At 68.6% G+C, this 15,328-nt stretch carries 10 protein-coding genes; 9 read left to right on the top strand and 1 reads right to left on the bottom strand.

What is annotated here, in order from left to right; translation table 11 throughout:
• Nucleotides 1–136: 136 nt before the first annotated feature.
• From Q9G87_RS08250 to Q9G87_RS08210, 9 genes are all read left to right on the top strand, one after another.
• Nucleotides 137–1,801 (top strand): ABC transporter substrate-binding protein, encoded by a 1,665-nt coding sequence (locus Q9G87_RS08250; RefSeq protein ID WP_305915611.1) that lies wholly within the window; start codon nucleotides 137–139, stop codon nucleotides 1,799–1,801.
• Nucleotides 1,798–2,715 (top strand): ABC transporter permease, encoded by a 918-nt coding sequence (locus Q9G87_RS08245; protein WP_305915610.1) that lies wholly within the window; start codon nucleotides 1,798–1,800, stop codon nucleotides 2,713–2,715. The genes Q9G87_RS08250 and Q9G87_RS08245 overlap by 4 nt, the downstream gene beginning before the upstream one ends.
• Nucleotides 2,712–3,611 (top strand): carbohydrate ABC transporter permease, encoded by a 900-nt coding sequence (locus Q9G87_RS08240; protein ID WP_305915609.1) that lies wholly within the window; start codon nucleotides 2,712–2,714, stop codon nucleotides 3,609–3,611. The genes Q9G87_RS08245 and Q9G87_RS08240 overlap by 4 nt, the downstream gene beginning before the upstream one ends.
• A 3-nt stretch (nucleotides 3,612–3,614) precedes the next feature.
• Entirely contained in the window at nucleotides 3,615–4,712 is a 1,098-nt protein-coding gene (locus Q9G87_RS08235; RefSeq protein WP_305915608.1) for a LacI family DNA-binding transcriptional regulator, read from the top strand.
• An 11-nt stretch (nucleotides 4,713–4,723) separates the two neighbouring features.
• Complete coding sequence (locus Q9G87_RS08230; RefSeq protein WP_305915607.1) at nucleotides 4,724–4,894, top strand: hypothetical protein; 171 nt, start codon at nucleotides 4,724–4,726, stop codon at nucleotides 4,892–4,894.
• A complete protein-coding gene (locus Q9G87_RS08225) occupies nucleotides 4,891–6,873 on the top strand; it encodes a beta-galactosidase (protein WP_305915606.1) in 1,983 nt (660 codons plus the stop codon). Before Q9G87_RS08230 ends, Q9G87_RS08225 begins: the two co-directional genes overlap by 4 nt.
• Entirely contained in the window at nucleotides 6,870–8,882 is a 2,013-nt protein-coding gene (locus Q9G87_RS08220) for an alpha-galactosidase (RefSeq protein ID WP_305915605.1), read from the top strand. Before Q9G87_RS08225 ends, Q9G87_RS08220 begins: the two co-directional genes overlap by 4 nt.
• Nucleotides 8,883–8,896: 14 nt before the next feature.
• Nucleotides 8,897–10,360: a glycoside hydrolase family 43 protein gene (locus Q9G87_RS08215; RefSeq protein ID WP_305915604.1), complete on the top strand. Its 1,464-nt coding sequence runs from the start codon at nucleotides 8,897–8,899 to the stop codon at nucleotides 10,358–10,360.
• Nucleotides 10,361–10,449: 89 nt separating this feature from the next.
• A complete protein-coding gene (locus tag Q9G87_RS08210; RefSeq protein ID WP_305915603.1) occupies nucleotides 10,450–12,144 on the top strand; it encodes a cellulase family glycosylhydrolase in 1,695 nt (564 codons plus the stop codon).
• A gap of 52 nt (nucleotides 12,145–12,196) precedes the next feature.
• Here Q9G87_RS08210 and Q9G87_RS08205 read toward each other — a convergent pair whose 3' ends face one another.
• Nucleotides 12,197–15,106 (bottom strand): glycoside hydrolase family 2 TIM barrel-domain containing protein, encoded by a 2,910-nt coding sequence (locus Q9G87_RS08205; protein WP_371825746.1) that lies wholly within the window; start codon nucleotides 15,104–15,106, stop codon nucleotides 12,197–12,199.
• Nucleotides 15,107–15,328 lie beyond the last annotated feature (222 nt).

Below are 15,328 nucleotides of genomic sequence, written 5' to 3'. Positions count from 1 at the left end.
ATCGCCAAGAAGCGGACGGGCTACGCCCACCAGAAAGAAACTTTCGTTTAACAACGTCCCTTGTGTTGCCGGAAACATGTCATTAGTCTCGCGGCAACATAGAAGCGCTTCGACGACTTCGAAGGGTAAACCCCCCATGAAACCCGAGTTGAACCGCAGAAGCTTCATCGGTGCCGCCGCGATGGCTCCTCTCCTCGCAGCCTGCAGCAGCGCACCCCAGCAGAAGCAGAAGGTCGGCACGAACACCAAGACCGGACTCAAGGCGGCGCTCCCGTCCTACGTGCCGAGCACCTCCGTCAAGGCGGACATCGCCTCCGTCACCGGCTCCGGCGGAGGGGTGACCGAACCCGCCTTCCTGTCCTACCCCTCCGGCGGGATCGCCACGGTCCAGGGAGTGCCGGGCAAGGGCGGCAGCTACACCGCCGTCACCCCGCTCTGGGGCACGGTGCCGTCCGCGAACAACTCCTTCTACCAGGCCATGAACAAGGCCCTGGGCGCCACCCTCACCATGAAGCCGGCCGACGGCAACAACTACGACACCATCGTCACGCCGATGGCGGCGGCCAAGAAGCTGCCCGACTGGATCCAGCTGCCGAACTGGTGGAACGCCAAGTTCGGCACCGACCGGCTGGTCGGCACCCAGCTCGCCGACCTGACCCCGTACCTGGCCGGTGACAAGGTCAAGAAGTATCCCAACCTCGCCGCCATCCCCACCGGCGCCTGGCAGGCCTGCGTGTGGGGCGACAAGCTGTATGGCATCCCCTCCTTCTCCACCAACTTCTCCGTCCCCGGCTACATCACCTACCGGCGGGACATCCTGGAGGCCAAGGGCATCACCCCCGACCAGGTGAAGTCCGTCGAGGACTACATGAACCTCGGCAAGGAACTGACCGACGCCAAGCGCGGCGTGTGGGCCTTCGACGACGTCTACACCTACATGGGCTTCGCCTGGGACATCCCGCTCAAGTGGAAGATTGAGGGCGGCAAGCTGCTCCACAAGTACGAGCTGCCGCAGCTGCTCGAGGCGCTCGACTGGCATTACAAGCTGGCCAAGTCGGGCTACCTCCACCCGGACGCGATCGCCGGACGGAACGCCGACGGCAACGCCCGCTTCTACGCGGGCAAGGTGTTGATCTCCGGCGGGGGCGCCGGCGGCTGGCACCTCGCCGACCACGAGTCGGGCGTCGCCGCCGACAAGAACTACCGGCGGGGCGCCTTCGACTACATCTCCCACGATGGCAAGAGCCCTGGACGCATGTACATGGGCGAGGGGGCCCGCATCATCAGCTACCTCAACATCAACCTGAAGCCGGAGCAGATCGAGGAGTGCCTGGCGATCGCCAACTACCTGGCGGCGCCGTACGGCTCGACCGAGTACACGCTGGTCAACTTCGGAGTGGAAGGCGTCCACCACACGATGAAGGACGGCGTGCCGACCGCGACCGAGGACGGCAAGAAGTTCGTCCAGGCCTCGACCTTTCCCTTCCTGGCCGCGCCACCCTTGGTCATCAGCAACCCCGGCGCCGACCAGGTCACCAAGGACTACGCGGCCTGGCAGGCCAAGAATGTTAACGCTCTCATCAAGCCGGTGTTCTGGAACATGAACATCAGCATGCCCCAGCAGATCTCCCTGCTGGAGACCTCGCAGGCCATCGACGACGCCATCAAGGACTGCTACCACGGCAAGAAGACGGTCGCCGAGGTCAAGGCCGTCATCGACTCCTGGAAGAAGAACGGCGTCGATCGGCTCAAGGGCTGGATGACCGAGAACGTGCTGAACAAGTACGGCACGGGCCAGTGAACGAGGGCCTGACCAGGCGGGACAGACTGCGGCGCGACCGATCCCTGCTGATCATGGTGGCGCCCGCAGTCGTCCTGCTGCTGATCTTCAGCTACGCGCCGATGGTCGGCGTCATCACCGCCTTCCAGTACTACGACCCGCTGATCGGGATCTGGGACAGCGACTGGGCCGGCCTCGACCAGTTCCAGCAGCTCTTCGCCGACTCGCGCTTCTGGCACGCGTTGACTAACACGCTCTATCTGAGCTTCGTCCAGCTCATCCTGTTCTTCCCGATCCCGATCGTGCTGGCGATGCTGCTCAACTCGGTGATCAGTGAGCGGGTGCGCAACTTCATCCAGTCCGTCGTCTACCTGCCGCACTTCTTCTCGTGGGTGCTGGTCATCACGATCTTCCAGCAGATGCTGGGCGGCGCGGGCGCGCTCAACCAGTACCTGCGCGCGCAGGATCTGGCCACCTGGGACGTGATGACCAATCCCGACACCTTCGCGCTCCTGGTCACCTTCCAGGGCGTGTGGAAGGAGGCGGGCTGGGGGATCATCGTCTTCCTGGCCGCGCTGGCCGCCATCAACCCCGGCTTGTACGAGGCGGCCGCGGCGGACGGCGCCGGGCCCTGGCGGCGGATGTGGCACATCACCCTGCCAGGCCTGCGCGGAGTGATCGTGCTGATGCTGGTGCTGCGGCTCGGCGGCGCGCTCACCGTCGGCTTCGAGCAGTTCCTCATCCAGCGCGACGCGGTCGGCCACGAGGCCGCGGAGGTGCTCGACACCTACGCCTTCTACTACGGCATCGCCACGACGAACTACAGCTTCGGCGCGGCGGCGGGCCTGTTCAAGAGCGTGATCTCGCTCCTGCTCATCTGGGGCGCCAACAAGCTGGCGCATTCCTTCGGCGAGGACGGGTTGTACCGGAAATGAGTCAAAGACCAAGTTGGCAGGAGCCGCCAACCCTGGCCGGCCAGTCAGGCAAGGGCGTCACCCTCGGTGGGGTGCTGCTGATCGTGCTGGTTCCGCTGTGGATCGTGGTGCTGACCAGCCTGTCCACCAAGGGCGCCATCAACCGGGCCGGCGGCCTGGTGATCTGGCCCGACGGGATCACCTTCGAGGCGTATGAGGAGATGCTGAAGGGCCCGACCGTGCGCACCGCGCTGCTGGTGAGCCTCGGCATCACCATCATCGGCACGGCGATCTCCATGGTCGTTTCCGTCCTGTGCGCCTACGGCCTGTCGCGATCGGGCTCGTTCGGGCACCGCTTCATCCTGGTGCTGCTGATCGTGACGATGTTCGTCAGCGGCGGCCTCATCCCGACGTTCCTGGTGGTGACCGGGCTGGGCGGCTACGGACAGTGGTGGGCGCTGATCCTCCCGGGCGCGGTCTCGGTCTTCAACATCCTGATCCTCCGCTCCTTCTACTCGAGCACCGCCGCCGAACTGATGGACGCGGCCCGGATCGACGGGGCGAGTGACTGGCGGATCCTCTGGTCTGTCATCCTGCCCACCTCGCGGGCGGTGACCGCGGTCATCGCCCTCTTCTACGCCGTCGGCTACTGGAACTCCTTCTTCAACGTCATGCTCTACATGCCGACGGAGAGCGAGAAGTGGCCGCTGCAATATGTGCTGCTGACCTACGTCAACCGCGGCGTCGGCATGCCCGGCTCGGTCAACGCCGGTTTCGGCATGGCGCACTCGCAGACCGCGCCGCTGTCTTTGCAGATGGCCGTGGTGGTCCTCACCCTGGTGCCGCTCGTGATCGTCTACCCGTTCGTTCAGAAGCACTTCCGGACCGGCGTCCTGACCGGCGCCATCAAGGGCTGAGGCATGGCGACCGAGCGCAGCGAGGGCGCCCCATCAACACAGCGACTTGGTCGCCTGCCCGGCGGAAGAGAGCAGGCGACCATAGCCGACGTGGCCAGGGCCGCGGGCGTCTCCCCAAGCACGGTCAGCTACACCCTCAGCGGCAAACGCCCCGTCTCCGCCGGGACCCGGCGGCGGGTCGAGCGTGCGGTGGCCGAGCTCGGATATCACCCCAACGCCGGGGCCCGGGCGCTGGCCGGCCGGCGCTCGCACATCCTCGCCCTGGCCGTGCCGCTCCGCACCGACGTGTACGTGCCGATCATGATGGAGATCGCCACCTCCGTCGCCGTGGCCGCCCGCAGGCATGGCTACGACGTCCTGCTGATCACCAACGACGAGGGCCCCGATGGCATCCGCCGGCTCGCCGCGAGCGGCCTGGCCGAGGGCGTCATCCTCATGGACGTCGAGCTGGACGACAGGCGCATCCCGACGCTGGGAGACCTGCAGGCGGCACTCATCGGCCTGCCCGACGATCCGAGCGGGCTGTCCTGCGTCGACAACGACTTCCAGGCCGCGGGTGCGCTGTGCGCGGATCATCTGGCTGACCTGGGTCACCGGGACGTCGCCTTCATCGGCTATGCCCCCGGCATATACCAGCGCCACGCGGGTTACGCCGAGCGTACCCTCGCAGGGTTCCGCGCACGTGCGAAGGAGCGCGGTCTGCGTTTCCTGCACCGTCCATGCGAGGGAACCTATGAGGCCACCGCAGGTACGCTCGGCCGCATCCTGTCCGACAGGCCTCACACGACCGGCTTCGTCGTGCAGAACGAGGGAGCCATCGGGCCGCTGCTCAGCCTCCTGCGCACCAGCGGGCGGACGGTTCCCGAGGACGCGTCGGTGATCGCCCTGTGCCCCGATCACCTGGCTGAGCAGCACGCACCGGCCCTCACCGCGGTGACCGGCCCGGCGAAGGAGCTCGGGCGGATCGCTGTCGAGCAGGTCATGTCCCGGATCTCCGCATCTACGCGCGGCGAGCAGCCCACCGACGAACTCGTGCTGCTCACCCCCACCCTGACCGTCCGTCAGAGCACCGGACCGGTCCCGGAACACAGCCTCATCTAGGAGCACTTCGTATGTCCCCGCATTTCCGCGACCTCGGCGAGGCCCAGGCATGGCAGGTCGAGGACGCCTTCCTGCTGGGTCCCGACCTCCTCATCGCCCCGGTCACCGAGGCCGGAGCCCGCGAGCGCGCCGTCCACCTGCCGGCCGGAGCCCGGCTCCCGATCCGAAAGGACCAGGCATGACGACCCGCCACCTGATCGACCGGCTCGGCGGCCTCGCCTTCGGCGGCGACTACAACCCCGAGCAGTGGGACGAACCGGTCTGGAAGGAAGACGACACGCTGATGCGCCGCGCCAGGGTCAACCTGGCCACCGTCGGCGTCTTCTCCTGGGCTCTGCTGGAGCCGGAGGAGGGCCGCTACGACTTCGCCTGGCTCGACGCCCATCTCGACCGGCTCCACGCCAACGGTGTGGCCGTGGACCTGGCCACCCCCACCGCCTCTCCGCCACCGTGGTTCACCCTGGCCCACCCGGACGCCCTGCCGGTCGCACCGGACGGCACCCGGCTCACCCACGGCAGCCGCGACACCTACTGCCTGGCCGCACCCGCCTACCGCAACGCCGCGGTGCGCATCGCCACCGCCCTCGCCGAGCGGTACTACGACCACCCGGCGGTCGCGATGTGGCACGTGCACAACGAGTACACCACGCTCTGCTGGTGCGACCACACCGCCGTCGCCTTCCGGGACTGGCTGCGTGCCCGCCACGACTCGCTTGAGGCGCTCAACGAGGCGTGGGGCACGGCATTCTGGAGCCAGCGCTACAGCGCCTGGGAGCAGGTGCTGCCTCCGCGTGCCACCCAGTGGCACCGCAATCCCAGCCATACTCTCGACTTCCGGCGCTTCTGGTCCGACACGGTCCTCGCCGCCTACCGGGAACAGCGCGACGCGATCCGCGCTCGCAGCGACCGGCCGGTGACGACCAACATGATGCTCCCCGGCTATCAGAACCTGGACCTGTGGGCCTTGGGCCGGGAGGTCGACCTGGTCACCATCGACCACTACCCGTGCGCAACGGGTCTGGACGCCGCCGCGGACACCGCGTTCGGCGCCGACCGCGCCCGCTCCTTCGCGGGCGGCCGTCCCTGGCTGCTGATGGAGCAGGGCACCAACACCGTCTACGACGGCGACCGCACTCTGGGCAAGGAGCCGGGCGAGATCCTGCGTCACACGCTCGGCCACATCGCCCGTGGCTCGGAGGGCGCCCTGTTCTTCCAGTGGCGGCAATCCCGTGCCGGGGCTGAGCAGTGGCACTCGGCGATGCTCCCGCACGCCGGCGCGGACAGCAGGATCTTCCGTGAGGTCCAGGCGGTCGGAGCGGCCGTCGCACGTCTTGGCGAGCTCGCGGGCTCGACGGTCACCGCGCAGGTGGCCGTGCTGCACGACTCGGACGCCTGGTGGGCGCTGGAGTCCGACGGCCTGCCGTCGGCGGACCTCGATTATCACGCGACCCTGCGCCGCGCCCACCGGGCACTGTGGGACGCCGGCGTCACTGTCGACTTCGCCCATCCCGAACACGACCTCAGCCGTTACCGGCTCGTCGTCGCTCCGGCCCTGTTCCTGCTCTCCGACGCCGGCGCCGCGAACCTGCGCCGCTACGTCGCAGACGGCGGCACGCTGCTCGTCCAGTACTTCAACGGGTTCGTCGACGACCGCCTCCATGCCCGCCTCGGCGGCTACCCCGCCATGCCGCTGCGCGAAGCGCTGGGCATTCGCGTCGAGGAACACCGGCCCCTCCGGCGGGACGAGCGGATCGTCCTGTCGGACGGCACACACGGCACCACGTGGAGCGAGTCCCTGCGCACTGAGGGCGCCGAGGCGTTGGTCACCTACACCCACGGCATGCTCGCGGGGAAGCCCGCGCTGACGCGCCATCACTTCGGCGCGGGCCGGGGCTGGTACCTCTCGACGCGCCTCGACGATCCGGGGTACGCGGTGCTGATCGGCAGACTTCTCGGCGAGACCGGGGTCAACTCCGAACTTCCCGGCCTCGAATCCGTCACCCGGCACGCTCCGGACGGCACCCGGTGGCAGTTCGTCCTCAACCACGGCGCCTACGCCGTCAGCCTGCCCGAGCCCGCCCACGACCTGCTGACGGGCGCTCCCGTGGACGAGCTGCCACCAGGCGGCTGCGCCGTACTGAAGCACGGGAAGACCCAGTGACCAGCATCACTTGGGGCCACGACGCCTTACGACTCGAGATCAGTGACGCTCGCCTGACCTACTTCGGCCCGCCCGGCGGCGAGCGCCACCGAGCTCCGCTGCCCCTGCTGGAGGTGACCGCGACCGGGCACGGCCACCACTGGTCCAGCCACCGGCTCATCGACACTGCCATCGGCGCGCGGATGCGCTACCGGCGGCACCATGCCACCGACGACGTGCTCACCGTCGAGCTGCACGACCCGGAGAGCGGTCTTGCCGCAGAGGTGATCTATCGGTCGCCGGACAATCTGCCTGTGCTTCGCAGCGAGGTGATCCTTCGGAATGAAGGCGAGCACACGCTGATCCTGGAGTCAGTCACCTCGCTCGTGGTCGGTGGTCTCGCCGTGGACACCACGGACCTGCTGTGGGCCGACAACGACTGGCTCGCCGAATACCGGTGGCAACGTAGGCCTCTGCGCCTCACCTCGCCCCAGCTCAACGGCCGGATCCGGTACGGCAATGGCAAGGGCTGTTTCACCCTGGCCGGGCAGGGCGTCTGGTCGAGCTGCGGCCACGTCCCGATGGGCGGCTTGGCCGACCGCCAGACCGGGCGCACGTGGCTGTGGCAGATCGAGCACAACGGCGGCGGCTGGCGCTGGGAGTGCGGGGAGCGCGAGGACGTGGCCTACGTGGCGCTGTCCGGACCCAGCGACACCCACCACGGCTGGCGCCACCCGCTGGCGCCCGGAGAGGCCTTCCGCACCGTGCCCGTCGCGCTCGCTGTGGATATCGGCGACGGAGCGTTCGCCGCGCTGACCCGCTACCGCCGGGCCATCCGCCGCCCACACCCGGACCACCAGCGGCTGCCCGTCATCTTCAACGACTACATGAACTGCCTGATGGGCGACCCCACGACGGCCAAGCTACTCCCTTTGATCGACGCGGCATCAGAGGCCGGGGCGGAGTACTTCGTCATCGACGCGGGCTGGTACGCCGACGCGGACGATGACTGGTGGGGCGGCGTCGGCGCCTGGGAGCCGTCCACCTCCCGTTTCCCCGGCGAACGAGGCATCCACGAGGTCCTGGACCGGGTCCGGGAACGCGGCATGGTCCCGGGTCTGTGGCTTGAGCCGGAAGTGATCGGCGTTCGCAGCCCGCTCGCCGAGTCCCTGCCTGACGAGGCATTCTTCCGCCGCGACGGCATCCGCATCACCGACACCCACCGACACCACCTGGACCTGCGCCACCCCGCCGCCCGAGCCCACCTCGACCGTGTCGTGGACCGCCTGGTCGGCGAGCTGGGCATCGGCTACCTCAAGCTGGACCACAACATCGACCCCGGCTCCGGCACGAGCACCCGTCCCGGCGAGACCCCCGCGGCCGGGCTGCTCGGCCACAATCGCGCCCATCTCGACTGGCTCGACGGCATCCTGGACCGGCACCCGCACCTGGTGGTGGAGAACTGTGCCTCCGGAGGCATGCGCTCGGACTATGCGCTGCTGTCCCGGCTGCAGTTGCAGTCCACCAGCGACCAGCAGAACCTCGAGCGCTACGCGCCTATCGCAGCCTCCGCGCCCACCGCCGTCCCTCCCGAGCAGGGCGCCGTCTGGGCCTATCCGCAGCCCGAGGACTCGCTGGATGAGGTGGCCTTCACCATGATCAGTGCGCTCCTCGGCCGGATCCACCTGTCCGGACGCATCGCGGACCTCGATCCCGACGCCCGCGCCCTCGTCCACGAGGCCGTCGCCGTCTACAAGACCATCCGGGCCGACCTGCCGCAGGCCGTACCCTCCTGGCCACTCGGCCTCCCTGGCTGGGACGACCCGTGGGTCGCGCTCGCCATGCAGACCCCGACGGCCACCTATCTCGCCGTCTGGCGGCGTGGCGCCGAAGCCACCCTCCGCCTGCCGTACCCGCACCGCGCGGAACTGCTCTATCCCTCCAACAGCAAGGCGGTGATCGGGCAGGACCAGCAGCTCACCGTGACCCTGACCACCGCTCCGTCAGCAGTGCTGCTCCGCCTCCTATGAAAGGACCACACGGGGTGTCAGACCTTACCCCCATTCCAGTCGTCGCCGGGTTCCATCCGGACCCGAGCGTCTGCCGTGCCGGCGACGACTACTACCTCGTCTGCTCCAGCTTCGAGTACTTCCCCGGTGTGCCTGTCTTCCACAGCCGCGACCTCGTGCACTGGACGCAGATCGGCAACGCCCTGGAGCGGCCGAGCCAGTTGCGCCTGTCCGCCGACACCCCCTCGTCGGCCGGGGTCTACGCGCCCACGCTCCGCCACCACGACGGCAGGTTCTGGCTGATCGTCACCGTTGTGGCCGATGGCGGCGGCAACATGCTGTTCACCGCCACCGACCCGGCCGGGCCGTGGTCCGACCCGATCCGGCTGCCCGGCGTCCCCGGCATCGACCCCGATCTGGCCTGGGACGACGACGGCACCTGCTGGTGTACGGTCGCCGGGGTCGGGCAGGTGCGTATCGACCCGCGGACGGGCGAGACGTTCGGGGAGCCGCACGAGCTCTGGTCAGGCACGCCAGGCGCCGCCGCCCCGGAGGCACCGCACCTCTACCGGATCGGCGAGTACTGGTACCTGCTCATCGCCGAGGGCGGCACCGAGCGGGGCCACGGGGTGTCGATCGCCCGCGGTCCCGCGCCCGACGGGCCGTTCGAGCCCTGCCCCGGCAACCCGATCCTGACGCACCGGAGCACCACACACCCGGTGCAGAACACCGGCCACGCGGATCTCGTCCAGGCTCCCGACGGATCCTGGTGGATGGTCCTTCTCGGGGTACGGCCCGGCGGGGGCACTCCCGGCTGGCACGTCCTGGGCCGCGAGACCTTCCTCGCCCCGGTGACCTGGGTGGACGGCTGGCCTGTCGTCGGCGAGCTCGTGCCCGGCGTGCCGAACGGATCGACCAGGGATGACTTCGACCTGGCCGAGCTCCAGGCGTGCTGGATCTCGCTGCGGAGCCGCCCGGCGGACCTGTGCACCACGAAGAAGCGGGCCGGCTGGCTGACGCTCCGTGCCCGCGGCGCCTCCCTGGACGAGCCCGATGTGACCTTCCTCGGCCGCCGCCCGCAGCACCTGAGGTGGCGCGCCCGCACCATGATCGACCCCGCACAGGGCCGTGGCGGCCTGGCCGTCCGGCTCGACGAGGGACACCACTACGAGATCGAGGCTGGAGACGGCCAGGTGCAGGTAGTCGCCCGCGTCGGCTCGGTGCGGACGGTGGTGGCCGAACATCCGGCACCCGCCGGCCCGCTGGTGCTGGCTGTCCAGACGGACGAACCGCTACCGCCGCACGGCCCGCGCTCCGCACCCGACGCGATCTCGTTCGGCGTCGAGACCGAGGCCGGCGCCCTCACCGTGCTCGCCTCGCTCGACGGCCGATACCTCTCCACCGAGGTGGCGGGCGGCTTCACCGGCCGGGTGGTCGGCATGTACGCCGCGACCGGCGCCGTCCACTTCGACTGGTTCGACTACGAGGCAAGGTCATGAATGGGCGGCGCCGAACCAGGATCCGAAGCTGTTCACCGCATCCACCCCACGGCGCACAAGGCGCAGTGGCGACTCATGGAAGGGAAGAAATGAGGAAAACCCCCCTCTCGCGCGCGGCGAGCCTCCTCATCGCGCTGATCACCGCATTAGGGCTGGCCGGCAGCCCCACCGCGGCCTCGACCGACAAGCGCACCGACAGCGCGATGGACGTCGTGGCGGCGATGCAGCCCGGCTGGAACCTGGGCAATACGCTGGACGCGTTCCCCGACGAGACCTCGTGGGGCAACCCCCTGACCACCAAGCCGCTGTTCGAGGCCATCCGCGCCCAGGGCTTCCGCAGCGTCCGCATCCCCATCACCTGGACCGACCACCAGTCCGCCACCGCGCCGTACACCATCGACGCGAGGTGGATGAACCGGGTGAAGGAAGTCGTCGACCTGGCGCTCGCCTCCGACCTCTACGTCCTGATCAACGTCCACCACGACTCGTGGCAGTGGATCTCCAAGATGCCCGCCAACCACGACGAGGTGGTCGCCCGCTTCAACGCCTCGTGGACCCAGATCGCCGCCGCCTTCCGTGACGCGCCGAGCAAGGTGCTCTTCGAGAGCGTCAACGAGCCGCAATTCGACAACGCCACCGACGAGGAGAAGATGAAGCTCCTCGCCGAGCTCAACCGCTCCTTCCACGGCATCGTCCGCGGCTCGGGCGGCCTCAACGCCGACCGGATCCTGGTCCTGCCCACCGTTCATACCAGCGCGGACCAGAAGTACCTGGACGGACTCTCCAACGAGATCACCGCGCTGAACGACAAGAACCTGGCTGCGACCGTCCACTTCTACGGCTACTGGCCGTTCAGCGTGAACATCGCCGGAGTCACCACCTTCAACGAGGAGACCCAGCAGGACCTGATCGGCTACTTCGACAGGTCGGCCAAGACCTTCGTCGACCGCGGCATCCCGGTGATCGTCGGTGAGTACGGCCTGCTCAGCTTCGACGTGGACTGGAACGCCGTCCAGCAGGGTGAGAAGCTGAAGTTCTTCGAAATGCTGGGCTACCAGGCGCGGGTCAAGAAGCTCACCACGATGTGGTGGGACAACGGCCAGCACCTCAACCGGGAGACCCTGCAGCAGTGGAAGGACCCCGGGCTGTTCGCCCAGATCAAGTCGAGCTGGACCACGCGTTCGGGTACGGCCTCCACTGATTCGATCTTCGTGCCGAAGTCGGGCGCGATCGAGGCCCGGTCACTCACCCTGAACCTGAACGGGACCTCGTTCCGCGGACTCTGGCATGGCGATGCCAGGCTCGCCCCGGGCCGGGACTACACGGTGTCCGGCGACAAGCTCACGCTCACGGCGGCGGCCCTCACCCGGCTGGCGGGCGACCGCGCCCACGGCGTCAACGCGACGATCCAGGCCAGATTCTCCTCGGGAATCCCGTGGAAGATCTATGTGATCAGCTACGACACACCGGTCTTGTCGAACGCGACCGGCACCACGGAGTCGCTGACCATTCCCACACAGTTCAACGGTGACCGGCTCGCCACGATGGAGGCCAAGTATGCCGACGGCACCAACGCCGCACCCCACGACTGGACGTCCTACAAGGAGTACGGCAGGTCCTACTCTCCCGCCTACGCCGACAACTCGATCCGCCTGCTCAAGGAGCTCGTCAGCCAGATGCGGGAGAACACGCCGCTGACGCTGACCTTCCACTTCTGGAGCGGCCCCAAGGTCACCTACCAGGTCACCAGGTCCGGCGACACGGTCACCGGCACGGCCTCCTGACCCTTCTCACCGAGAGCCGCCCCGCACATGCGGGGCGGCTCCCTTTTTTGGTCTAGGCCGTCGTCGACAGGATGAAGGCGAAGTCTGCGGCCCTGACGTCGAGCCGGAACTGGGGGAGGACGCCGGGACCGACCGCCCCGGACCCGACGCCGTGCACGACATGGTCGGTGTACAGGTAGATCAGCGGCTCGGGGACCAAATCGGTCCGGTGCCGGGCCGCCGCGAGGTGCCGGTCGCTCCAGCGCCGGGCGGCGAGGCTGAACAGAGGCGCGCCCTCGATGCGGATTCCCGCGCCCGCCCGGTCGGTGATCTCGGCCCACCGCACGTCGGCGCGAGATCCGTTGTCCTGCGGGCGGACGTACGGGGTCTGCAGCTCGTCGACCGTGGCGTGGAAGCGACCGATCCGCGCCGCCTGCCGCGAGTCGGGGTAGGCTTCGCCGGGTCCGGCGCCGAACCACTGGATCTGCGACCATTCCTCGGGAAGTTGCCAGACGAGGCCGATTCGCGCCAGGGATGGCGCCTTGTCGCGGCGTAGAAGTTCCTTGCGCTCCTCGTCCGGCAGGTCGGGGTCCACCATCGCCTCGGCGAAGGTATCCGCCCGTTCGGGCCAGTAGCCGAACGGCTCGGTGTGCACCCGCACCCGCAGGTGCCGCCCGTCCGTGTCCCAGCGGTACGTGCAGAGATAGCCGGAGTCGGAGTTGGCCGCCGAGCTTCGCACCACGACGGTCAGGCCCGCATCGCCCGCATCGACGGACACGGTCCGGTGGCGCAACCGGTCCAGGCCGCGGTCCTTCCAGTACCGGGCGTCGCCCTGCGCCCAGGCGAGGTCGTTGTCCGTGGGCGCGCGCCACAGAACCAGCTGAGGACCGTGAAAGCGCTGGTCGCCGAGGCCGGCCAGCCTCCCCGTACGTCGGTCGAAACGGGCCGGCCCGAGGGAGATGTGCTCGCCGAGCGACTCGGCGGGTACCCGTGTATCGGTCAGGGCCGTCGGGGCATTGGTCGCGGCGGGCGGAATCTGGCCCCATGCCATCACGTGACCCTCGGGCGCCCACGCGGTGGGCTCCGCCAGCTCGGCCTGCACGGTCAACCAGCGTTCGCCTTCCCCATACGCCTTCGGGACAGGGATATCGACGCACTGCCCGGCGGCAACGTGCGGCAGCGAAAGCCGCCCGTCGGCGATCGGGTCTCCGTCCTGCGAAACCGACCAGGTGAACCGCAGGTGGGACAGGTCCAGGAAGGCGTGGCGATTGCGGATCGAGATGCGTCCCGAGCTGCTCGGCTCGATGACGACGGGCTCGATGACCTTCTGGTACTCCAGCATGCCCGGTGACGGCGTCCGGTCCGGGAACATGAGGCCGTCGCAGATGTAGTTCGCGTCGTGCAGGTCCTCCCCGAAGTCGCCGCCATACGCGAAGAACTCCCGGCCCAGGGCGTCGGTGGAGCGCAAGCCCTGGTCTATCCACTCCCACACGAATCCGCCCTGGACCCGCGGGTACTGCTCGCACAGCCGCATGTACTCCGCCAGGCCACCGGGGCCGTTGCCCATCGCGTGCGCGAACTCGGTGTAGACAAAGGGCATGCCGTTGCGCCGGTCGTCCGCCGGGTCGCCCGCGCCGTCGATGGCCGGATAGAACATCTCCCCGGGGCGCAGCCGTCCCTGACCGATGCGGTGGACGACGGCCGGGGTGCGATACATCTCGCCGTAGATGTCGACGTAGCGGGCCAGCCGGTCGGCTTCGTAGTGGACCGGCCGGGACGGGTCGCGTTCGTGGATCCACGCGGCCATCGCCGCAAGGTTCTGCCCGTCGCCTGCCTCGTTGCCGAGCGACCACGCGATGACGCTGGGGTGGTTCTTGTCGCGCTCCACGGTCCGCTGGATGCGATCCAGATAGGCGTCACGCCACTGTGGATCGTCCGAGGGATTCCGCTGCCAGGGTTCGGGCCGCGTCTGGTCGAAGCCGTGCGTCTCCAGATCGCACTCCAGCATGACCCACAGGCCGAGCTCGTCGCAGAGATCCAGGAATGCAGGGTGGGGCGGGTAGTGCGAGGTGCGGACGGCGTTGACATTGTGCTGCTTCATCAGTTCCACGTCGCGGCGCATCAGCTCCTTGCTCACCACGCGGCCGCGATCGGGGTCGAACTCGTGCCGGTTGACGCCGCGCAGCACCACTCGCCGCCCGTTCACCGTCAGCACACCGGACTCGTCGATGGCGACAGTGCGGAAGCCGAAGCGTACGCGCACCTGTTCGGCCGGGGTGGCAAGCGTGGCCTCGTACAGGAACGGGTCCTCCGCGCTCCACGGACGCACCTGGCCGAACGTGAACCTCTCCGTAGCTGGGGCGGCACCCACTCCGAGCAGCGGAATGCTGACCTCGATGGGCGCCCCCGCTTCCACGTCGAATCGCACCCGCCCGCCTCCGCCGGCGACGTCATAGTCGGCGTGCACGAACACGTCCCGGATCCCGCCGACGGGCCGGGCCAGCAGCGCGACGTCGCGGAAGATCCCGGACAGCCGCCAGGTGTCCTGGTCCTCCAGGTACGTGCCCGAGGAGTACTGGTGAACCCTGACAGCCAGGACATTGCGGCCCGGACGCAGCACCTCCGAGGCGTCGAATTCCACCGGCAGGCGGCTGCCCCGGCTCACCCCCAGTTCCACCCCGTTGAGCCAGACTCGCGCGCACGAGTCCACGCCCTCGAAGCGCACCACGGCAGGTGTGCCGTCCCATGACTCGGGCAGATCGAAGACGCGGCGATAGTCACCGGTCTGGTTCTCGTCCGGAACGAACGGGGGATCCAGGGGAATCGGGTACGGGATGTTCAGATAGGCGGGCTTGCCGTACCCATGGAGCTGCCAGTGTGAGGGAACGCGAAGCCTTGTCCCATCCCATGTCGTCGTAGCCGGGCAGCTCGAAGCCGTCCGGCTCGTCGAGACCCGTCTGGGAGAAACGGAACGCCCAGTCACCGTTCAGATCGAGCCGCGGGGCGTCTGAAGCGAGGACGGCGCGCGGCGCCAGCGTGCCGTAGCCGGGCGAGAAGTCTTCGAAGTAGCGAGGGGACATGCTTTTCCTCTGGACGGCGCGAAAGTTTCTCGCGAAACCGTACTATCGAACATCTCTTGCGGGAAGCCGTGCCGTACCGGCGATGACAGGCATGCCAACAGCCATAGCGCGACTGTGTAAGCCAA

Source organism: Nonomuraea turcica (assembly GCF_030718205.1).
Classification (GTDB): domain Bacteria; phylum Actinomycetota; class Actinomycetes; order Streptosporangiales; family Streptosporangiaceae; genus Nonomuraea.
This window is presented reverse-complemented; position numbering and strand designations above follow the sequence as displayed.

Coding starts and splice junctions, on each gene's coding strand:
- Q9G87_RS08210 (WP_305915603.1), top strand. CDS start 10,450: ATGAGGAAAACCCCCCTCTCGCGCGCGGCGAGCCTCCTCATCGCGCTG.
- Q9G87_RS08225 (WP_305915606.1), top strand. CDS start 4,891: ATGACGACCCGCCACCTGATCGACCGGCTCGGCGGCCTCGCCTTCGGC.
- Q9G87_RS08235 (WP_305915608.1), top strand. CDS start 3,615: ATGGCGACCGAGCGCAGCGAGGGCGCCCCATCAACACAGCGACTTGGT.
- Q9G87_RS08230 (WP_305915607.1), top strand. CDS start 4,724: ATGTCCCCGCATTTCCGCGACCTCGGCGAGGCCCAGGCATGGCAGGTC.
- Q9G87_RS08250 (WP_305915611.1), top strand. CDS start 137: ATGAAACCCGAGTTGAACCGCAGAAGCTTCATCGGTGCCGCCGCGATG.
- Q9G87_RS08240 (WP_305915609.1), top strand. CDS start 2,712: ATGAGTCAAAGACCAAGTTGGCAGGAGCCGCCAACCCTGGCCGGCCAG.